The following is a 20954-nucleotide window of genomic DNA, read 5'->3' on the forward strand; positions in this document are numbered from 1 at the left end:
CAGGGTGGCGGCCATGGACGACAACCACCTGTACCCGATAGGGGACGTGGCGCGCCGCACCGGGCTCAGCGTGAGCGCCATCAGGTTCTACGCCGACGAAGGCGTCATCGCACCCACCAGCCACACCCGGGCGGGTCACCGGCTCTACGACGTCGACGCCATCACCCGGCTGGAGCTCGTCCGCACCCTGCGCGAACTGGGCGCGAGCCTGGACGACATCCGCGAGCTGCTGGCGGAGGGGACGACCCTGCGCCAGCTGGCCGCGACCCACCTCGCGCTGGTCGAGCGCCAGCTGCGCGACCTGAGCGCCAGGCGGGCGGTCCTGCGCACCATCGTCAACCAGCACACCGAAACCGAACAGGTGGCACTCATGCACAACCTCGTCTCGATGTCCGACGACGACCGCGCCCGGCTCATCGGCGAGTTCTGGGACGAGGTCACCGACGGCCTGACCATCCCGCCGTACCTGGTCGAGCAGCTGCACCAGCTGCGCCCCGACCTGCCCGAGGAGCCCACCACCGAACAGCTGCAAGCCTGGATCGAGCTGGCCGAGCTGGTGCGCGACGGCGCGTTCCGCCGCGAGGTCCGGCAGTTCCTCCACAAGGGCTTCGGCACCCCCATGCCGGTCGACCTGGCCACGCCCGCGATGCTGGCGCGGATCGAGGAGCACCGGCGGGCCGAGGTGGAGGCCCGCACGGCCGAGCTGTCCGGACTGTCCCCGGACTCGCCGCGAGCCAGGGAGATCGCCGAACGCCTCGTGGACTCGCTCGCCGGGCTCACCGCCGAAGCCACCGGCAGGCCGCTGGGCGAGCACGAGATCGCCGAGCTGAGGCGCTCCATGGCCGAGCCCGACCCCACCGGCGCCGTCGAGCGGCACGTCGAACGCGCCGTGGCCGAGTACACCGACCTGTTCGACCGCTTCCTGACGCTGATGGACACCATCAACGGGACGGCGCAGTGGGACGTGCTGGGCGCGGGCCCGAGCGACGAGTGGATCGCCGCCGCCCTCACCCCACCGGCAAGTACCACCCGACCCGCCGCGACGGGCCGATAACTACCACCCGGCCCGCCGCGCGCCCGGCGGGAGCGCCCCGGTGGTGCTCGGGGCCAGGGCGGCTGGGGTCCAGCCGACGTGCGCGCGGACGGTGCGGGTCAGGTGCGCCTGGTCGGCGAAGCCGAGGTCCGCGGCCAACCCGGCCAGGTCGCGCTCACCGGCCTCCAGTCGGTCCAGCGCCCGCCCCACCCGGACCCGGTCGCGGAACCGGGTCAGCGACATCCCCACCTCGCGGCTGAACGCCCGGCTCAAGCGGTGCGGCGACACGCCGACCAACCGCGCCGGCGGGACCAGCCCCGCCGAGTCCGGGTGCTCGGCCGGCACCGCCGCGCGGGCCGCGTCCACCGCCGCGCGGTCGGCTGGACCCGTCGGCGTGGCACCGACCGCGACCTGGGCCACCGCCCGTGCCAGCAGGTCCACCAGCACCTCGCCCGCGGGTTCCGCCGCCGACCAGCCCGCGTGGTCGTCGCGGCAGGTGACCGCGCTGACGGTGAAGTCCTCGCAGTGGACCACATCGGTCGCGTCGCGCACGGTGGCCAAGGTGCGCCGGGGGAGGACAAGAATGTTCAATACCTCGTGCGCCGGTGTCGGCGAGGCTGACCGCCGACACACCGAGGAGGGATCACATGCAACTCGCGACGATCGTCCTGGACTGCGCCGACCCGACCGCGCTGGCGGGGTTCTACAGCCGCGCCACCGGGTGAGAGGTCGGCTACAGCGACGAGGACTTCGCCGTCGTCGGCGACGGGCCGGTGAAGATCGGCTTCCAGCGGGTCGCCGGGTACGCGGGGCCGGGGTGGCCCGACGACCGCAAGCACGCGCACCTGGACTTCACCGTGGGCGACGTGGACCAGGCGGTCGAACGGCTGGTGGCCCTCGGCGCGACGAAGCCCGACTTCCAGCCCGGTGCGGGGAAGTGGGTGGTGCTCGCCGACCCGGAGGGCCACCTGCTCTGCGTCGCCGAGTGAGGGCGAGGGGCCTGCCGTGCGCCGCGGCAGGCCCCTCGGCTCACGGGTAGTCGACCAGGTACCGGACCTGGGTGGCGGTGTTCGCCACGCCACCGACGCCGTTGATCACGTTGTTGATCGTGCCGACGCCGCCCAGCGACACCGTCACCAAGTCGTGGAACCGCACACCGGGCGTGCGCGGCGCCTCGAAGCCGTTGGCGGTCACCACGGCGGGGTTGGCGTTGTTGAAGCAGTACACGCCCACACCCCACGCCTCGTGCGAGGTGACGTGGTCGGCGACCTTGTAGCCCGCCCAGCCCGGCGACGAGCCGTTCATCCACGCCGCCTGGTTCGGCGGGTCGTAGGGCAGTTCGTTCTGGAAGAAGTACGTCCGGCCGCCGTTGCCGTTCCACACCACGTTGTGCTGCTGGTAGTGCTCGACGAACAACCCGTACGCGGTGACGTTGGTGCCGTTGACCACCACGCCGTTGCGCCCGGTGTTGACGTCCCAGCCGACGCCCGTGCCGTGGTCGGCCCGCCACACCCAGGTGTGGTCGATGATGGTGTTGGCGCTGTTGACCTCCAGGCTCACCGTGGCCTTGCCCGCCTGCGACCCGCCGACGCGCAGGTACACGTCGTGCAGCGAGGTCGGGTTGGCGGAGTGGTCTGCCGAGGAGCCCGGCTGGCCGATCCGCAGCAGCACCGGCGAGTTGACCACGCCCGCGTCGACCAGGAATCCGGCCAGCTTCACACCGTCCACATCGGACACGGTCATCGCGGGCCTGCCGGTGTCCGGCGACAGCGTCGCCAGGCCCAGGCCCAGCACTACGGTGTCGGGCCGGGTGACGGTGATGGTGTCGTCGAGGCGGTGCACGCCGGGGGTCAGCAGCAGGTGCTTGCCCTGCGCCAGCGCGGCGTTGGTGGTGGCCACCGGGGTGCCCGGCTTGACGATGAAGAACTCGGCCAGCGAGATCGACCGACCCGCCGGGGTGCCGCTGCCCCAGCTGGTGCCGCGGGAGTTGTGCCGCAGCGCCGGGACGAACACCTTGTACTCGCCGTTCTCGAAGTGCAGGAACGGTTTCTCGCGCACCACCGGGGTGGTGTCGACGACGGTGTGCGAGGGGTTGGGGAAGTGCTGCGCGGGTGAGCCCGGCGAGCCGACGAACACCATGTTCCACACCGAGCCGTTCCAGCCGCCCGCGAGGTCGCTGTTGCGGGTCAGGAACTGCTGCTGCGAACCGGAGACCGTGACGCCGTCGATCCTGCTGTCCACGATCAGGCCGCCGCTGGCCCAGCCGTCGCCGCCGTTCCACAGCTGCACCTGGCCGCGCAGGTGCATCCGGCGGTACGCGGCGGCCTGCGAGACGGCCCAGCGCTCGATCTGGCCGGGGGGCAGCGTCACGGACATGTTCTCCGCCGCGCGCCAGAAGTTCTGCGTGGCGTTGCCCTTGTTGTTCGGGTCGTCGCCCTGCTGGAGCCAGTCGGCCTCCACGCGCACGTGGCCGTTGATGTCGACGTCGTCCGGGTGCAGGCCCAGACCGGCGACCTGGGTGTAGAAGCGCAGATTCACGTCGGCGTCGTACGAGCCGGGCTTGAACAGCACCGCGTAGCGCTCGGGTCCGAACTGGTTGGTCCACATCTGGTTCGAGATGGCGTTGAGCCGGTTCTGCATGTCCGCCTGGGACGACTCCGGTCCGTAGACCAGGACGTTGGGGCCGAAGTCGGGGTTGCGCGGGTCGGTGGGCGGAACCGCGGGCGTCCCGGTCGTCTCGGTGTTGACGCCCAGTTCCCACAGCGAGTACCCGTAGCCGGTCGCCCGCGTCGTGCCGTGCACGCGGACGTAGCGGGCGGAACCGGTCACGGGCAGCGCCTGCGCGCCGCCGGTCCCGGTCGTGGTGGAGTAGGCGGTCGTCCACGTGGACCCGTTGTCGGACAACTGGATCTGGAAGGCCGAACCGTAGGCGGCCTCCCAGTTCAGCGACACGCGGCAGACCCGCTGCGCGGAGCCGAGGTCCACCTGCAGCCACTGCGGGTCGCTGAACGCGCTGGACCATCGGGTGCCGGTGTCGCCGTCGACGGCGGCGGAGGCGGGGGTTGCGCCGTTCTCGGTGGACGAGGCGGTGGCGGGCCGGTTCAGCGCGACGTTGGTGGTGCCGCACTCGGCGGCCTGGGCGGTGGGGGAGGAGGGGCTGAGCACCGCGGCGACGCCCAAGGCGGTCGCGAACGCCAGCACCCGTGAACGCGTGCGGGGAGAGCTCATGGTCCTACCTGACGGGAGGGGGCGAAGACCCGTGGACGTGCCCCCGTGGCACCGGAGGCTGGGAGAGCGCTCTCTCGGAGCGTAACGCCGGGGTCGCGCGAACGTCAACGCGCGGTCAGGCCGACTCGCGCCGCACCAGCACCGGGTCGAAGACGACCGAGGTCGGGGGCGAGCCGGGCCGCTCCACCCGGTCCAGCAGCAGTCGCGCCATCTCGGCGGCCATGTCCTCCACCGGTTGGCGCACGGTGGTCAGCCGGGGGCGGCACAGCAGCGCCGGGCTGCTGTCGTCGAACCCGACCACCGCCACGTCCTGCGGCACCCGCCTGCCGTGCTCGCGCAGCACCTCCAGCGCCCCCTGCGCCATGAGGTCGTTGGCGGCGAACACCCCGTCCAGGTCGGGGTGCTCGGCCAGCAGTCGGGCCATCGCCGCCGCGCCGCTGTCCGCGGTGAACCCGCCCTCGGCGCTGGGCACGTACGCGCGGCCGTGCCGGGCCATCGCGTCGCGGAACCCGCTCAGCCGGTCCCGGCCCGCGGGCACGTCCAGCGGCCCGGAGATGGTGGCCACCCGCGCGCAGCCCCTGGCGACCAGGTGGTCGGCGGCCAGTCGGGCGGCGGCCTCGTGGTCCAGGTCGACGAAGCTGATCGGGAGCGGCCGCGCGGGCCGGGCGAACAGCACCGCGGGCACCCCGGCCTCGACCAGCCGCGCGGGCAGCGGGTCCTCGGCGTGCGTGGACACCAGCAGCGCGCCGTCCGCGCTGCCCTGGCGCAGGAAGCCCACCACCTCCGCGCGGGCCCGCTCGGTCTCGGCGAACATCAGCACCGGGTGCACGCCGCGGGTGCGCAGGAACCCCACGACGCCGCCCGCCACCCGGCCGAAGAACGGGTCGGCGAACACCCGCGCGGCGAACGCCTCCTCGGCCTCGCCGGACTCCCCGGCCCCGGAGACCACCAGCGCGATGGTGCCGGTGCGCCGGGTGACCAGCGACCGGGCCGCCCGGTTGGGCGCGTAGCCGGTCTTGGCGATGGCCTTGCGCACGGCTTCCTGGATGCGCCGGTCCACGTTGCGGGTTCCGTTGACCACCCGCGAGACCGTCGCGCGGGAGACACCGGCGACACGGGCGACGTCCTCCAGCGTGGGCGTGCCCGGCGTCGGTCTGCTCATGCGCCCATTCTGCCATGCGGGAGAGCGCTCTCCGAGAGGATTCGCGCCGCCTCGGAGCCGGTGGGGCGGCCCTCGCGCGGGTCGGTGGCGCGGTCCAGCAGCGCCGCCACCGGCAGGGTCGCCGCTCCCACGGCCACCGCGTCCGGGCCCAGCCTGCCCAACTCGATCGAGAGCTGCCCGTAGGGGTGCCGCAGCGCGTGCTCCTCGGTCGCCGCGACGATCCGCGGCAGGTACCGCGCGCCCAGCGCCAACCCGGCCCACCCGCCGAGCACGATCCGCTCCGGGTTGAACAGGTTCACCAGGTTGGCGATCCCCGCCCCCAGCAACCCCGCCGTCTCCTCCAGCACCGCCGCGGCCTCCCGCGAGCGCTCGGCCTCGGCGATCAGCTCGTCCACCCCGGACCGGCCGTCGGGCGCCCGCCCCCGGACGGCCCGGTACCGGGCCAGGATCGCCTCCGCGCCCACGTAAGCCTCCAGGCACCCCCGAGCGCCGCACCGGCACCGCCTGCCGCCGTAGACGATCGTGGTGTGGCCCCACTCGCCCGCGCTGCTCGTCGTTCCCCGGTACACCTCGCCGTCGGCCACCACGGCCGCCCCCACCCCGGAGCCGATCAGCGCCACCACCACGTGCCGCGCGCCCCGCCCGGCGCCGAACCACATCTCGGCCTGGCCCTGCGTCTTGGCCCCGTTCTCCACGAACAGCGGCAGCGACGTCCCGCCCGAGCGCACCAGTTCCACCAGCGGAACGCGGTCCCACCCGATGCTCTGCGCGTGCACCAGCGGGCTCGGGCCCTGCTCCACCGTGCCCGGCACGCCGATGCCGACCCCGAGCACGCGGTCCTCGGCGATCCCCGCGCGGTCGAGCACCTCCAGCAGGCAGGACGACACCACCCGTCCCACCGCGGGCGGGTCCAGCGGCGGCAGCGGGCGCTCGACGGCGGCCAGCTTGGTCATCACCAGGTCGAACAGCTCGACCTTGACCCCGGTCTCCCCGATGTCGACGCCGACGACGTGGCCGTACGAGGGGTTCACCCGCAGCAGCACCCTGGGCCTGCCGCCGTCGGAGTCCACCGACCCGGCCTCGACGACCAGCCCCTCCTCGACCAGTTCGCCGACCACGTTGCTCACCGTCGCCGCGCTCAGGCCGGTCGCCGCGCCCAGTTCGTGCCTGCTCAGCGGCCCGTCGAAGTAGAGGGTGGACAGCAGCGCGGAGCGGTTCTGTCGACGCAGGTCACGGACGGTGGTGCGCTTGGGCGGCATGGCCACAGCATGACCGGCACTTACTTTTTGACTTAAAATTAGCCTAAGTTTGTAACTTGTTCGTTATTGACGTGACCTGGCTCACCGGGGTTGAGTCTGCGGCACCGAGGACGTCGGCCACGTCCCACCCGCGATGGCACGCGCGGTCCGCCCCACTTGCGCTCGCAGAACCCGTCCCCCGAGGAGAATCCATGCGACTCAGGCGAACATCCGCCCTCGCCGTCGCGGCCACCCTGGCGTTCACCGCACTGGCCGCCTGCTCGACGAGCAACCAGGGCAGCGGCTCGGGCGCGAACGGCGTGCTGAACGTGGGCATGCCCAACGGTCCGCAGACCGAGAACAACAACCCGTTCCTCAACTCCTCGGCCGCCTCCTCGCTGGGCTACCGCAGGCTGATCTTCGAGCCGCTGGCCATGGTCAACGAGGTCAAGGTCACCGAGCCGTTCAAGCCGTGGCTGGCCACCGGGTGGGAGTGGTCGGACAACTACACCAAGCTCGCGCTGACCATCCGCGACGGCGTCACCTGGTCCGACGGCAAGCCGCTGACCGGAGAGGACGTGGCGTTCACCTTCGAGCTGCTGAAGAACAACCCCGGCCTGAACATCGAGGGCGTGCCCTACGGCGAGACCACCGCGTCGGGCAACCAGGTCACCGTCGCGTTCCCCCGGCCGCAGTTCGTCAACCAGAAAAAGATCTTCGAGCAGTTCGTGGTGCCCAAGCACATCTGGTCCACCTACGGCAACCCCAGCACCGAAACCGTGAAGGAGCCCGTGGGCAGCGGGCCGTTCACGCTCAAGTCCTTCACCCCGCAGACGGTGACGCTCACCGCCCGCGACACGTACTGGCAGGACAAGCCCCAGGTCAAGGAAGTTCGCTACACCTCCTACGCGGACAACAACGCGCAGACCACCGCGCTGGCCACCGGCGCCAGCGAGTGGAGCTTCGTGTTCATCCCCAACTACCAGGCGGTCTACACCAGCAAGGACCCGCAGCACTACAAGCTGTGGTTCCCGCCGGTGCTGGGCGTGCACGGCTTGTGGTTCAACACCAAGAGCAAGCCGTGGGACAACCCGGCCCTGCGCCGCGCGGTCAACCTGGTGGTCAACCGCGACGACATCTTCATGCAGGGCGAGGCCGGGTACTTCTACCCCAAGGTGGACAACATCACCGGCATCCCCACCCCTGCCGGTGAGTCGTTCATCGCGCCGGAGTTCAAGGACGAGGTCGTCACCGTCGACGTCGACGCAGCCAAGAAGGAGTTGACCGACAACGGCTTCACCTTCGACGGCGACAAGCTCAAGGACCCCTCGGGCGCGCCGGTCACGCTGAAGATGACCGTGCCTTCGGGCTGGTCGGACTACGTCACCGACCTGGAGATCATCAAGGACAACGTGTCCAAGATCGGCATCGAGGCCACGGTCGACCTGCAGAACGCCGACTCCTGGACCAAGGCGCTGGACACCGGCGACTTCCAGGCCGCCATGCACTGGACCAACAACGGCCCCACCATGTACGACATCTACCAGTCCATCATGGACGGTGCGCTCTACAAGCCGATCGGTCAGGGCGGCATCAACGGCAACTACGGCCGCTACGAGAGCGCCGAGGCCACCAAGGCGTTGCAGGACTACGCCAACGCGGCCGACGAGGCCACCCGCACCGAGGCGCTGCACGTGCTCCAGCGGCTGCACGTGAAGGACATGCCGGTCGTGATCACCTCCGCGGCCAACGGCGGCGGCCAGTACAGCACCAAGAACTGGGTCGGCTGGCCGGACGACAGCAACCCCTACGGGCCGGTCCAGCCCACGCTGGAGAACGCCCTCGACGTCGTCATGCGCCTGAAGCCGGCCGCATGACGCACAGCACCGCAGCGGCGGCCTCCGGGACCACCGAAGTGGTCCTGGAGGCCTCCGGCCTGACCAAGCACTTCCCGATCCGCAAGCGCGGGCGCGAGCTGCTGTCGAGGGGCACGCGCGGCGTGCACGCCGTCGACGACGTGGACCTCGTGCTGCGCCGGGGTCGGGTCACCGCGCTGGTGGGCGAGTCCGGCTCGGGCAAGTCCACCGTGGCGAGGCTGCTGGCGCAGCTGCACCCGCAGACCTCGGGCACCCTCCGGCTGGGCGGCGAGGAGGTCGTCGTCAAGCGCGGCAGGGCCTTCCGCGCCTACAGCAAGCGGGTCCAGATGATCTTCCAGGACCCGTTCGCCTCGCTGAACCCGGTGCACACCGTGCGCTACCACCTGACCAGGGCGCTGAAGATCCACGGCCGCGCGGGCAAAACCGCGCAGGACTTGGAGCAGGCGCTGACCGACCTGCTGACCAGGGTGCAGCTCAGCCCGCCCGAGCGCTACCTCGACAAGTTCCCGCACGAGCTGTCCGGCGGCCAGCGGCAGCGCGTGGCGATCGCGCGGGCGCTGGGCGCGGACCCCGAGGTGCTGCTGGCCGACGAACCGGTGTCGATGCTCGACGTGTCGATCCGGCTCGGCGTGCTGAACCTGCTGCGGGACCTCAAGGACCGGCTCCTCCTGGCGATCCTCTACATCACCCACGACATCGCCTCGGCGCGCTACTTCGCCGACGAGACGTTCGTGATGTACGCCGGGCGCGTGGTGGAGGGCGGCGACAGCGAAACCGTCACCCAGCACCCCGCGCACCCGTACACCCAGCTGCTGATCGACTCCGCGCCCGACCCGGACCGGCCCGCCGCCGAGGACAAGGACGGCGGTTCGGGCGAGCCGCCGAGCCTGATCGACCCGCCGCGGGGCTGCCGCTTCAACCCGCGCTGCCCGTTCGCGATGGACATCTGCCGCACCGAGGTGCCCCCGCCGTTCCCGCTCGACGACGGCCCCGGTCACTTCGCCGCGTGCTGGCTGTACGGCGAGGGAGCGGCGGGATGAGCTACCTGCTCAAGCGGATCGCGTTCTACCTGTTCACCGCCTGGGCCGCGATCACGATCAACTTCTTCATCCCGCGCCTGATGCCCGGCGACCCGGTGCAGGCGCTGATCACCAGGGCGCGCGGGCAGATGACCACCGACGCGGTGCAGTCGCTGTACGTGCTGTTCGGGCTGGACAAGGACGAGAGCGTGGTGGAGCAGTACTTCCGCTACCTCGGCCAGCTCGCCCGCGGCGACCTGGGCATGTCGTTCACCTTCTTCCCCACCCCGGTGGCGGAGGTGATCGGCGACGGCCTGCCCTGGACGGTCGGCCTGGTCGGCTTCACCACCGTCCTGGGCTTCCTGCTGGGCACCGCGGCGGGCACGCTCGTCGGCTGGCGGCGCGGGTCGCTGGCCGACCTGCTGATCCCGGTGACCACGTTCCTGTCGTCGATCCCGTACTTCTGGCTGGGCCTGCTCGCCATCGCCCTGCTGACCGGACCGGACAGCTTCTTCCCCGCCACCGGGGCCTACGACACGAGCCTGGTGCCCGGTTTCGACCTGGAGTTCATCGGCAGCGTCGTGCAGCACGGCATCCTGCCCGCCGCGACGATCCTGATCTCGTCCATGGCGGGCTGGGTGCTGAGCATGCGCAACATGATGGTCACGGTCGCCTCCGAGGACTACGTGACCGTGGCGCACGCCAAGGGCCTGCCCGAGCGCCGGGTGATGGTGGGCTACGCCGCGCGCAACGCGCTGCTGCCCAACGTGTCGGGCTTCGCGCTGTCGCTGGGCTTCATCGTCGGCGGCACGCTGCTGGTGGAGATCGTGTTCTCCTACCCCGGACTGGGCCTGCTGCTGTTCCAGGCGGTGGGCGCCCAGGACTACCCGCTGATGCAGGGCATCTTCCTGGTCATCACGCTGTCCGTGCTGCTGGCCAACTTCCTGGCCGACCTGGCCTACCTCGCGCTCGACCCGCGCACCCGACGGGAGGGCTGACCCATGGCCGTCATCACCACCACGGAGGCCACCCCGGTCGCGGCGCCCGCCAAGCGCCGCAGGCTGCGCTTCGTGGCCAACCCCAAGGCCACCACCGGCCTGGTGCTGCTGGGCGCCTTCGCGGTGCTGGCCGTCATCGGCCCGTGGATAGCGCCGTTCGACCCCTCCGAGCGCGGCGGCGACCTGATGCAGGGCCCCTCGGGGGCGCACTGGTTCGGCACCACCCACCTGGGCCAGGACATCTTCAGCCAGGTGCTGGTGGGCACCCGCTCGATCATGTTCGTCGGCTTCCTCGCCGGGATCGTCGCCACCGTGCTGTCGGTGCTGGTCGGCGTCACCTCCGGCTACCTCGGCGGGATGGGCGGCGAAGGGCTCTCCGCGCTGTCCAACGTGTTCCTGGTGATCCCGGCGCTGCCGCTGATCATCATCATCACCTCGTCGCTGCCCGAGACCACCGACCTCACCATCGCGCTGGTCATCGGTCTGACGTCGTGGGCGTGGAACGCGCGGGTGCTGCGCGCGCAGACCCTGTCGCTGCGCCGCCGGGACTACGTGGAAGCGGCCAGGGCCACCGGCGAGTCCACCTGGCGGATCATCCTGTTCGAGATCATGCCGAACCTGACCGCCGTCATCGCCTCCGGCTTCGTCGGCACGGTGATCTTCGCGGTCATCTCGGAGATCACCCTGGCGTTCATCGGCGTCTCGGTCTCCAGCGGCTGGAACTGGGGCACGGTGCTGTACTGGGCGCAGAGCCAGCAGGCGCTGGCGCAGGGCGCGTGGTGGTGGTTCGTGCCCGCCGGCCTGGCCATCGCGCTGCTGGGCACCGCGCTGTCGCTGGTGAACTTCGGCATCGACGAGTTCGTCAGCCCCCGCCTGCGCGGCGGCGGCAGGACCAGCGTCAAGACGGTCGACGGCCGGACGGTCCGGATGCGCGTCGGCTTCACCCCCGTGCTGGGCGACGGGACCGCTCGGGAGGAGAAGCCGTGAGCGACGCCGTGCTGGAGATCCGCGGCCTCAACGTGGACTACGGACTTGGCGCGGACGCCGTGCACGCGGTGCGCGACGTCAACCTGACGCTGCACCGGGGCGAGGTGCTGGGGCTGGCGGGGGAGAGCGGCAGCGGCAAGTCCACCCTCGCCTACGGGATGACCCGGCTGCTCCCGCCGCCCGGCGTGGTCGCGAGCGGGGAGGTGCTCTACCACCGCGACGGCGGCGACCCGGTGGACGTGCTGCGCATGGACCACGCGCAGCTGCGCGCGTTCCGCTGGGCGGAGACCGCGATCGTGTTCCAGGGTGCGATGAACTCGCTCAACCCGGTGCACCGCGTCTCCACCCAGCTCACCGACGTCATCAAGGCGCACGACCCGCGCAGCACCACCGCCTCCCGCCTGGCGCGGGCGCGCGAGCTGCTGGCGCTGGTCGGCATCGCGCCGGACCGGCTGGACAGCTACCCGCACCAGCTCTCCGGCGGCATGCGGCAGCGCGTGATGATCGGCATGGCGCTGGCGCTGGAGCCCAGGGTCGTCATCATGGACGAGCCGACCACCGCGCTGGACGTGGTGGTGCAGCGGCAGATCCTGCGCCAGCTGGTCGACCTGCGCGAGCGGCTGGGCTTCTCGGTGGTGTTCATCACCCACGACCTGTCGCTGCTGGTGGAGTTCTCCGACCGCATCGCGATCATGTACGGCGGGCGCATCGTCGAGGAGGCCGCCGCGGCCGACCTGTACCGCGACCCGCTGCACCCCTACAGCGACGGCCTGCTGCACTCGTTCCCCGCCCTGCGCGGGCCGCGCCGGGAGCTGACCGGCATCCCCGGCGCTCCGCCGGACCTGCGGTCGATGCCGTCCGGCTGCTCCTTCCACCCCCGATGTCCGCGCGCAATGGAGCGCTGCGGTGTTGAGGTCCCGGTGCTCGGCGTCCCCGGCGATCGCCGGGGCTCCGACCGCACCGTGGCCTGCTGGTTGCATCCCGTTCAGGACAACAGGTTCTGACCTCCTGAGGAGATCAATGGACACCACGGCGCCGACCGTCGGGATCGATCTCGCGATCGAACCCGCGATCGACACCCTGCCCGCTTCGTTCCGCTGGGGCGTGGCGACCTCCGCCTACCAGATCGAGGGGGCGGTGGACGAGGACGGTCGCGGACCGTCCATCTGGGACACCTACTGCCGCGTTCCGGGCATGGTGCACAACGGTGACAACGGCGACGTCGCCTGCGACCACTACCACCGGATGCCCGAGGACGTCGCGCTGATCAGCTCGCTGGGCGTGGACACCTACCGCTTCTCGGTGGCCTGGCCGCGCGTGCAGCCCGACGGCCGCGGCCCGGTGAACCCGAAGGGCCTGGCCTTCTACGACCGGCTGGTGGACGAGCTGCTGGGCAAGGGCGTTGACCCCTGGGTCACGCTCTACCACTGGGACCTGCCCCAGGAGCTGGAGGACGCGGGCGGCTGGCCGGTGCGCGACACCGCCTACCGCTTCGCCGACTACTCGATGATGGTGTTCGACGCGCTGTCCGACCGGGTGCGCACCTGGACCACGCTCAACGAGCCGTGGTGCTCGGCGATGCTGGGCTACTACGAGGGCAGGCAGGCGCCGGGCAGGCAGGACTTCACCGCCGCCATCCACGCGGTGCACCACCTGCTGCTGGGTCACGGCCTGGCGCTGGGGCGGATGCGCGAGGCGGCCACTCCGCCCACCGAGTTCGGCATCACGCTGAACATGGGCCACGCCTCACCGGCCACCGACAGCGAAGCCGACCGCGAGGCGGCCCGCCGCGCGGACGGCCTGTCCCGCCGCATCTACCTGGACCCGCTGCTGCGCGGGCACTACCCCGAGGACGTGGTGGCGGACCTGGCCAAGCGCCTGGTGGAGATCCCGGTGCGGGACGGGGATCTGGAGATCATCTCCCAGCCCATCGACGTGCTGGGCGTGAACTACTACTCCAGCTCCAAGCACTCCGGCGTGGCAGAGGACGGCGCGGTCGCCGACGAGGACGGCCACCCGGTGGACCGCGTGGTGCGCTTCGGCAAGCCGGTCACCGCGATGGACTGGGAGATCGTGCCGGAGGGCTTCACCGACCTGCTGGTGCAGCTGAGCCGGGAGTACCCCGGTGTGCCGATGGTCATCACCGAGAACGGCGCCGCGTTCGAGGACCGGCCCGACGAGTCCGGTTTCGTGCGGGACGACGACCGCACCGCCTACCTGGACTCGCACATCGCGGCGGTCGCGAAGGCGCGCCAGGCGGGGGCGGACGTGCGGGGCTACTTCGCGTGGTCGCTGATGGACAACTTCGAGTGGTCCTACGGGTACGACAAGAGGTTCGGCATCGTGCACGTGGACTACGAGACGCAGGTCCGCACGCCCAAGCGCAGCGCGCTGTGGTACCGGGACGTCATCCGCCGGGTGCGGGGGAGCTGAGAGCTCATCTGAGCCGGACGCGGGCCCCGGTCGGGCCGTCGAGGATCGCCTCGACGTTCCCGGCCGGGGCCCGCGTCGTGGTGTCCGGCGCGTCGGTGATGAGCACGGCGGGGGAGCACGACGGCGGAGTCGAGCACGTCCGGACCGAAAATAAAAGTTGTCGGTGAGGGGTGGTTCGTCGTAGGGTCGTCCCAGTACCGCTGATGAACGGAGAACGACGTGTCCTTCCAGGCCTACCTCGACGGCATCGAGAAGAAGACCGGCAAGACCCCCGCCGAGCTGCTGGCCGAGGCCGGTGAGCGCGGCTACGACGCGACCACCAAGGCCGGGGTGGTCCTGGAGTGGCTCAAGGCCGACTACGACCTGGGGCGTGGGCACGGGATGGCGCTGTACCACGTGCTCAAGAACGGCACCGAGATCGGCGACAAGCACGTGGGCAGCGCCGGGGCGCACCGGGACGAGTCCACGACGCTGCGCGTGGACGGCCTCGCCAACCGCTGACCGCGTGGCCGTTCAGCGCGTCGGCAGGATCCTGATGAGGAGATCGATGAGCTGGTCGCCGTCGGCCTCGTACTTGCCCGCGTCGAGGTAGCCGCCGAGTTCGAGGTCGGCGACGCCGTGGGCCGCAGCCAGGAGCAGCCCGGAGAACGGCCGCGCCTGATCGACTGGGACGACGCGGGCCACGAGGGTGTGAAAGACGTCCTGCGAGCGCGCGCCGACTTCCGAGGCGGCGGGGCCGAAGGGCGCGCGGGTCAGCATGAGGCGGTAGAGGTTGGGCCTGCTGCGGGCGATGGTGACGAGCACGCCGATCGCCTCGCGGAGCGCCGCCGCAGGGCTCAGCACGGAGTGCGCGGCGATGTCGTGGATCCGCTGGGTCAGGTCCTCCCACGCGGCGATGCTGATCGCCGCGAGCATCGCGTCCTTGTCGGGGAAGTGGCGGTAGGCGGCGGAGTGGGAGACGCCCGCTCCGCTGCCCACGGCGCGCAGCGTCACCGCTTCCACCCCGCCCCGGTCGAGCAGGTCCTCGGCCGCCCGGAGCAGGGCCTGCCTGGTCGCGGCTGCGGTCTCGGAGCGCGTCGTCACCGGGACATGGTAATCGGCCATCCACTTCAGTTGACATTGTCTACCGTAATGGTGTTCTCTGTTTCCAATGTTAACTGAGTGGATGGGGCGATGATGCACACCCTGGTGATGACCGGAGCCACGAGCGGCATCGGCCGCGTGGCCGCCGCCGAACTGCTGCGCCGGGACCCGCGGCTGCGCCTCGTGGTGCTCGCCCGCGGCGGGTCCGGCGCGGCGCCGCCCCTGCCCGGCACCATCCCGGTCGACGTCGACCTGGCGAGCCTGGCCAGCGTCCGAGCCGCCGTCGAGGCGGTTCGGCGGATGCTGGACAGCGGCGAGTTGCCCCCGTTGACCGGCTTCGCGGGCAACGCGGGGGTCTCGCTGGGCGACGCCCGGCACGCCACCCCCGATGGCTACGAGACCACCTTCGCCGTCAACGTGCTCGCGAACCACCTGCTCATCGCAGGTCTGGCTCCGAGCCTGCGCGCCCCCGCGCGCGTCCTGATCACCGTCAGCGACACCCACTTCGGCGACTTCCGCCACGGCGGCGGCGCCATGCCGCCGCCCCGGTGGTCGCCCCCGGAGGTGCTGGCCCGCCCCGGCGCCTTCCCCGACCCCGACTCGGTCAAGGCGGGCCGGACCGCCTACACGACCAGCAAGCTCGCCGCGATCCACCTCGTCCACGAGTGGTCCAGGCGGCTCCCGGACGACATCGCCGTCGTCTCCTACAACCCCGGCCTGGTCCCCAGGACCGGCCTCTCGCGGGACGCCGGGGCCGCGGGCAGGTTCGCGATGCGGTGGCTCGCCCTGCCCCTGGCGCTCACCCCGCTCGCCGATTCCCCGGCCGCTGCCGGGCGCAAGCTCGCCGACGCCATCGCCGGTCGGGTCGACGCCCCCTCCGGCGCTTACATCGACCGCACCAAGGTGGCCCGCTCGTCCGACGAGTCGTACGACCCCGACCGCGAGCGGTCCCTGTGGGACCACCTCGAGCACATCCGCGCCACCACCGACGCCTGAACCCAGCAGGAGCACGCAATGCGCAGGCACGCTGAAGCCTTCTTCACCGCAACGGAATCGAAGTCCCCGGAGGTCCTGGAACCGCTGCTGGCGCCGGATGTCGTCATGGAGGTCCCGCTGACCGCGCACGGCGCGCTGGAGCCGGTCGACAGGTTCGAGGGCAAGGCGGCCCTGCTGGACTGGCTGCGCTCCGGCACCACCGCCTTCGACCTGATCTCCTGGCACGACAAGGAGTTCTTCGCCGACGGAACGACGGTCTTCGTCGAGTGCCGCGGCGAGATGACCCAGGCGGTGACGGGGAAGCCGTACCGCAACCGGTACGTCTTCAAGTTCGAGGTCCGCGACGGACTCATCCGGCGCATCCGCGAGTACTCCAACCCCGTCACCGTGGCCGCGCTGCTGGGGCCGTGGCTGCTCGAAGCTCCCGAGAGCTGAGCCCGACGCGTCGACCGGTGGGGTTGCCGGACCGCTGCGCCCGACAACCCCACCGCATCCGGTGGTCAGCGCCGGTAGACGCCGAACTCGTGGAGCGAGTAGCCGTAGCCGGTACCGCGCTGCGTGCCGTTGACCCGCACGTACCGGCCGGTCGCCGTCACGTCGATCGAGTCGACGCCGCCGTTGCCCGAAGTGGTTCCGTGGACCGACCGCCAGGTGTTGCCGTCGTCGGAGACCTGGATCTCGTACGCGCGCCCGAAAGCGCCCTCCCACACCAGTTGCACGTGCTGGAAGGTGGTCGACGCGCCCAGGTCCACGCGCAGCCACTGCGGGTCGCTCCAGTCGCTGGCCCAGCGCGAGCCCGCGTCGCCGTCGGTGGCGTTGGAGGGCGGGAACGGTGCGCCGTCGCCGACCTGCTGGTAGGACGAGGCCGTGGTGGGCTTGCCCAGCGCCACGTTGGTGCCCGCCACCGGCGGTGCGACGACGCGGATCGACTTGGTCTCGATGCCGATGTTGCCCCGACCGTCCTCGGCCATCACGTAGACCTTCCACACGCCCAGCCGGTCCGGCGCGGTGACGGTGAGGCGGTTGCCGCTGACCGACACCGGGGTCGGCACCAGCGCGCCGCTGTTGTCGACGTACTTGCTGTTGAACGCCGCCGACCAGGTGATCGGGTCGCCGTCGGGGTCGGCGACCGCCACGTCGATCGACAACTGGCCGCCTGCCGGGACGTCGGTGGTGCGGCTCAACGACATGGACGTGATCACCGGCGGGGTGTTGGCGGGCGTCGCGCCGCCGAACGCGCGCTGCACCGCGTAGAAGCCCAGCCGCTTCTTGCCCGCCGGGGTCAGGTTGAACCACACCGCGCCGAAGTCGTACTCGGTGCCGTAGTGGAACAGCGTGCCACCGAAGGAAACGCCGGTGTGGCCGATGATGCAGTTCCACGCCCGCGTGTAGCCGTCGCGCTTCTGCACGTCGGTCGGCTCGGCGGGCACGCCGTTGACGTCGTCGGGCACCTCCCACTCACCGGCGGGCCCGGCCTCGGTGAGGATGTAGGGCTTGGTGTAGCCGCCGTCGATCCAGTCCTGGCGCACCTGGCACACGTTGCCGTAGGAGTTGACCGCGTACAGGTCCAGGTCCGGCGCGTGCGCCTTGAGGTAGACCCAGGCGCCGGTCCACGCGTCGGTGTTGGTCACCGGGTGGTCGGGGTCGATGGCGTGGATGGCCCGCGCCGCTTCGTTGACGTAGCGGGCGTAGGCGACGCGCTGGTTCTCCAGCTCGGCGCCGGAGAAGCAGTTCTGCAAGCCGAGGATGGACTCGTTGCCCACGTTCCACATCAGCACGCCCGCGTGGTCCTTGTAGGCGGCGACCCACTGCCGGATGGTGTCGAGCATGGACGTCTTGTAGGCGGTGTCGGTGACGTAGTTGACGCAGCCGCCACTGCCGGGGCCACCGCCGGGCTGCAGCCAGAAACCGTTGATGACGCGCAGGCCGTTGGCCGCCGCGGCGTCGAGCAGCGGCCGGGTCGAGGCGTCGGTTCCCCACGTGCGCAGCGTGTTCACGCCCATGGAGCGCAGTTCCGGCATGTACCGGGCGGCGTCGGCGGCGGGTGGCCCCCACGTCAGGCCCTTGACCACCCACGGTGCGCCGTCCACGGTGAGCTGCCAGTCGCCCTGGCCACCGGTGACCCGGACCCCCGTGCCGGGCTGGGGGCCGTCCCCTCGAGTGCCGAAAACCCTGAACTCCCACAAGGAGTATCCGTAGCCGTTGGCGCGCTGCGTGCCGTGCACGCGGACGTATCGGCCGGTGCCGGTCACGTCGAAGCCTTGGCGCCCGCCCGTGCCGTTGGCGACCGAGCGCACGGTCGTCCAGTTCGCGCCGTCCGCCGAGACCTGGAGCTCGAACGCGGTCGCGTAGGCCGCTTCCCAGTCCAGCTCGACCCGGCTGATCGCGGAGGTCGCGCCCAGGTCCACGCGCAGCCACTGCGGGTCGCTGCGGGCGCTGGACCAGCGGGTGCCGCCGTCACCGTCGACAGCGGCCTCGGCGGGTGTGCCCGCGCCCTCGGTGGAGGACGCCACGGCGGGTCTGCCCTGCGACAGCAGCACAGGTGCGGCGTTCGCAGCGCCGGGCGCGAGCACCAGGCTCGCGAGCAGAGCGATCACGGCGACGAGCGGGCTGGCGGATCGGAGGCGTTGCATGGCGTCTCCTGCCGGGGTTCGCGGGCTGATGTGCGGGAGAGCGCTCTCACAACCCGTACGGAGTGTTACGTCAGTGCTACGCAGCTGTCAAGGAATGGCTTCCGGTGGCCCTCTTGACAGTCGCGCGGGATGCCGGGAGCCTCTGTTTGGAGAGCGCTCTCCTGCCTGGCTCGTCCCACGTAGGCAGGAGGAACCGTGTCCCGAAAGCGACTACTGCTACCCGCCGTTCTCGCGGCGGTCCTGACCATGACCACCCTTTCGGCCGCCGACCGAGCGGCGCAAGCCGATGAGCTGGTCACCCACCACGAGTTCCAGGCCAACTGCTCGGTCACCACCCACCGCCCGGACGACCCGATCGTCTACCCCGGTCTGCCGGGGGCCTCCCACATGCACACGTTCCTGGGCAACGACTCGACCAACGCGGGCAGCACCAACGACTCGCTCAAAGCGGGCGCCACCAACTGCAAGACGCCCGACGACAAGTCCGCCTACTGGTTCCCCACGCTCTACAACGGTGACGCCGTGGTCGCCCCCAGCGGTCCGCAGGTCATCTACTACAAGTCCGGAATCCTGGCCTACCAGCAGGTGCGGTCGTTCCCGGCCGGGCTGCGCTTCGTCGTCGGCGACCAGGCCGCGACCCGCGAGCAGTTCCAGCGCGCCCCCGGCGCGGTCGAGGGCTGGGAGTGCGGCGACAGCTTCCACAACTGGGACTTCCCGGCGTGGTGCCCGCCGGGCAGCCAGCTCAACATCCGCTACCAGGCGCCCAGCTGCTGGAACGGCCGCGACCTTGACTCGGTCGACCACAAGTCGCACATGGCCTACCCGGACCGGGCGACGCTGGTCTGCCCGCCGTCGCACCCCGTCGCGGTGCCGATGCTGGAGTTCAAGATGGCCTTCCCGGTGTCGGGCGACATGTCGCGGGTCCGGCTGTCCAGCGGACGCGGGTACTCCTGGCACTACGACTTCATGAACGCCTGGGACGGGCCGACGCTCCAGGCGCTGGTGAGCCACTGCGTCAACGGCGGCCTGCAGTGCGACCCGCGCGGCTTCGACCAGTACAAGCCCAACCGGGGCGCCGCGCTCGGCCCCGACTACCGGCTGCCCCGGTGAGCAGCACCCAGGCCACCCCGGAGCGGACGCGCCGGGGTGGCCTGCTGGCCCTGCTGCTCCTGGCGGCCTGTTCCACGCCAACCCCACCGCCCCCGCCTGCGTTCAACCCCACCGACACCGCGTGGCTGCAACTGATGATCCCGATGAACGAGCAGGCGCTTCCCGCGCTGGACCTGGCCCCGCCGGAGCTGGCCGGTTTCGCCGCCGCCGTCAAGGAGAGCCACCAGCGCGAACTTGTCCACTTGAGACGGTTGCGAGCCGAGGCCGGTCTGCCCGACACCAACCTCCACGCGGGCCACCAGATGCCCGGCCTGGTCACCGAGGCGGACCTGGCCGCTCTGCGGCTTTCCCCCTCGGGTCTGGCGGGCGAGCTGCGCGAGCACCTGGACCAGTCCGCCCTGGTGGCCCGCGGTGAACTGGACGCGGGCGCGAACCAGGCGGTCAAGGACCTCGCCGCGGCGGTGTCCAGCGCCAGGACCGCGCAGCTGGCGGAGCTGAGCCGCCTGGAATCGGCGTAACGTCGGTGGCATGACTGCTGCCGAGCGCGGGCGGGTGCGGGTGGAGGCCGGGGCCAAACGGGTCCGGGCGTACCTGGCGGGGGAACCGGTCCTGGACACCGTGCGCCCGTTCCTGGTGTGGGAGAAGCCGTACTACCCGACGTACTACGTGCCCGTCGAGGACGTGCGGGCCACCCTCGTGCCCACCGGCGAGATCCGCCGCTCGCCCAGCCGCGGCGACGGCGAGGTGTTCGACGTCAAGGCGGGCGCGGCGGTGGCCGGAGGTGCGGCGCTGCGCTACCCGACCTCACCGCTGGAGCCGCTGCGCGGCCTGGTGCGCGTCGAGTGGGACGCGGTGGACGAGTGGTTCGAGGAGGACGAGCCAGTCTACGTCCACCCCCGCAGCCCGTACACGCGGATCGACGCGCTGGCCAGCAGCAGGCACGTCCAGGTCTCCGTCGGTGGCGTGCTGGTGGCGGACTCGCGCAGGCCGGTGATCCTGTTCGAGACCGGGCTGCCCCCGCGTTACTACCTGCCGATGACCGACGTGCGGATGGACCTGCTGCGACCCACGGACCTGAGGACCGGGTGCCCTTACAAGGGGACCGCCGAGTACTGGTCGGTGGTGGTGGGGGAGGAGGTGCACGAGAACGTCGTGTG

The 20954-nt window shown here is 71.3% G+C and carries 19 protein-coding genes and 1 pseudogene; 14 read left to right on the forward strand and 6 right to left on the reverse strand.

All coding sequences use genetic code 11. The annotated features are described in order from the left end of the window. The first annotated feature begins 13 nt into the window (after positions 1–13). Positions 14–1054 carry a MerR family transcriptional regulator gene (locus tag IEZ00_RS25025; protein WP_189225780.1) on the forward strand — a complete coding sequence of 347 codons (1041 nt, stop codon included), beginning with the start codon at positions 14–16 and terminating at the stop codon, positions 1052–1054. Here the strand turns inward: IEZ00_RS25025 and IEZ00_RS25030 are convergent, their stop codons facing one another. After that, positions 1055–1585 carry a helix-turn-helix domain-containing protein gene (locus tag IEZ00_RS25030; protein ID WP_229796065.1) on the reverse strand — a complete coding sequence of 177 codons (531 nt, stop codon included), beginning with the start codon at positions 1583–1585 and terminating at the stop codon, positions 1055–1057. Between the two features lie 206 nt (positions 1586–1791). Here IEZ00_RS25030 and IEZ00_RS37080 point away from each other — a divergent pair. After that, a pseudogene (locus IEZ00_RS37080) lies at positions 1792–2022 on the forward strand (VOC family protein); the annotation flags it as partial. A 40-nt stretch (positions 2023–2062) separates the two neighbouring features. Here the strand turns inward: IEZ00_RS37080 and IEZ00_RS25040 are convergent. From IEZ00_RS25040 to IEZ00_RS25050, 3 genes are all read right to left on the reverse strand, one after another. Then, entirely contained in the window at positions 2063–4261 is a 2199-nt protein-coding gene (locus IEZ00_RS25040) for a discoidin domain-containing protein (RefSeq protein ID WP_189225782.1), read from the reverse strand. A 115-nt stretch (positions 4262–4376) separates the two neighbouring features. After that, positions 4377–5423 carry a LacI family DNA-binding transcriptional regulator gene (locus tag IEZ00_RS25045; RefSeq protein WP_189225783.1) on the reverse strand — a complete coding sequence of 349 codons (1047 nt, stop codon included), beginning with the start codon at positions 5421–5423 and terminating at the stop codon, positions 4377–4379. Next, a complete protein-coding gene (locus IEZ00_RS25050; protein ID WP_189225784.1) occupies positions 5420–6682 on the reverse strand; it encodes an ROK family transcriptional regulator in 1263 nt (420 codons plus the stop codon). Before IEZ00_RS25050 ends, IEZ00_RS25045 begins: the two co-directional genes overlap by 4 nt. Before the next feature lie 191 nt (positions 6683–6873). Here IEZ00_RS25050 and IEZ00_RS25055 point away from each other — a divergent pair, with 191 nt between their 5' ends. The 7 genes from IEZ00_RS25055 to IEZ00_RS25085 all read left to right on the forward strand — a co-directional run bounded on the left by IEZ00_RS25055 (position 6874) and on the right by IEZ00_RS25085 (position 14476). Then, positions 6874–8538, forward strand: coding sequence for an ABC transporter substrate-binding protein (locus IEZ00_RS25055; protein WP_189225785.1), 1665 nt, complete (start codon positions 6874–6876; stop codon positions 8536–8538). Next, positions 8535–9578: an ABC transporter ATP-binding protein gene (locus tag IEZ00_RS25060; protein ID WP_189225786.1), complete on the forward strand. Its 1044-nt coding sequence runs from the start codon at positions 8535–8537 to the stop codon at positions 9576–9578. Before IEZ00_RS25055 ends, IEZ00_RS25060 begins: the two co-directional genes overlap by 4 nt. Further along, the gene (locus IEZ00_RS25065; protein WP_189225787.1) at positions 9575–10555 is read left to right on the forward strand and encodes an ABC transporter permease; all 981 of its coding nucleotides are present in this window, start codon (positions 9575–9577) and stop codon (positions 10553–10555) included. The genes IEZ00_RS25060 and IEZ00_RS25065 overlap by 4 nt, the downstream gene beginning before the upstream one ends. Positions 10556–10558: 3 nt before the next feature. Continuing rightward, a complete protein-coding gene (locus IEZ00_RS25070; RefSeq protein ID WP_189225788.1) occupies positions 10559–11542 on the forward strand; it encodes an ABC transporter permease in 984 nt (327 codons plus the stop codon). Next, the gene (locus IEZ00_RS25075) at positions 11539–12546 is read left to right on the forward strand and encodes an ABC transporter ATP-binding protein (protein WP_189225789.1); all 1008 of its coding nucleotides are present in this window, start codon (positions 11539–11541) and stop codon (positions 12544–12546) included. Before IEZ00_RS25070 ends, IEZ00_RS25075 begins: the two co-directional genes overlap by 4 nt. Before the next feature lie 16 nt (positions 12547–12562). Next, positions 12563–13975, forward strand: a complete 1413-nt coding sequence (locus IEZ00_RS25080) for a GH1 family beta-glucosidase (protein ID WP_189225790.1) — start codon at positions 12563–12565, stop codon at positions 13973–13975. 219 nt (positions 13976–14194) lie between these two features. Then, positions 14195–14476, forward strand: coding sequence for a DUF4287 domain-containing protein (locus IEZ00_RS25085; protein ID WP_189225791.1), 282 nt, complete (start codon positions 14195–14197; stop codon positions 14474–14476). 12 nt (positions 14477–14488) lie between these two features. Here IEZ00_RS25085 and IEZ00_RS25090 read toward each other — a convergent pair whose 3' ends face one another. Next, a complete protein-coding gene (locus IEZ00_RS25090; RefSeq protein WP_189225792.1) occupies positions 14489–15058 on the reverse strand; it encodes a TetR/AcrR family transcriptional regulator in 570 nt (189 codons plus the stop codon). A gap of 90 nt (positions 15059–15148) precedes the next feature. Between IEZ00_RS25090 and IEZ00_RS25095 the strand changes: the two genes are divergently transcribed. After that, a complete protein-coding gene (locus tag IEZ00_RS25095; RefSeq protein WP_189225793.1) occupies positions 15149–16054 on the forward strand; it encodes an SDR family NAD(P)-dependent oxidoreductase in 906 nt (301 codons plus the stop codon). A gap of 18 nt (positions 16055–16072) precedes the next feature. Beyond that, a complete protein-coding gene (locus IEZ00_RS25100; RefSeq protein ID WP_189225794.1) occupies positions 16073–16489 on the forward strand; it encodes a nuclear transport factor 2 family protein in 417 nt (138 codons plus the stop codon). Between the two features lie 65 nt (positions 16490–16554). Here the strand turns inward: IEZ00_RS25100 and IEZ00_RS25105 are convergent, their stop codons facing one another. Next, the gene (locus IEZ00_RS25105) at positions 16555–18687 is read right to left on the reverse strand and encodes a discoidin domain-containing protein (RefSeq protein WP_189225795.1); all 2133 of its coding nucleotides are present in this window, start codon (positions 18685–18687) and stop codon (positions 16555–16557) included. Between the two features lie 246 nt (positions 18688–18933). Between IEZ00_RS25105 and IEZ00_RS25110 the strand changes: the two genes are divergently transcribed. The 3 genes from IEZ00_RS25110 to IEZ00_RS25120 form a co-directional block, all read left to right on the forward strand. Then, the gene (locus tag IEZ00_RS25110; RefSeq protein ID WP_189225796.1) at positions 18934–19797 is read left to right on the forward strand and encodes a DUF1996 domain-containing protein; all 864 of its coding nucleotides are present in this window, start codon (positions 18934–18936) and stop codon (positions 19795–19797) included. Beyond that, positions 19794–20315 (forward strand): DUF305 domain-containing protein, encoded by a 522-nt coding sequence (locus IEZ00_RS25115; protein ID WP_189225797.1) that lies wholly within the window; start codon positions 19794–19796, stop codon positions 20313–20315. The genes IEZ00_RS25110 and IEZ00_RS25115 overlap by 4 nt, the downstream gene beginning before the upstream one ends. A 10-nt stretch (positions 20316–20325) precedes the next feature. After that, on the forward strand, positions 20326–20954 hold a 629-nt coding region (locus IEZ00_RS25120; RefSeq protein ID WP_229796067.1), incomplete at its 3' end, for a DUF427 domain-containing protein.

This window comes from Saccharothrix coeruleofusca (genome assembly GCF_014648515.1).
Taxonomy (GTDB): domain Bacteria; phylum Actinomycetota; class Actinomycetes; order Mycobacteriales; family Pseudonocardiaceae; genus Actinosynnema; species Actinosynnema coeruleofuscum.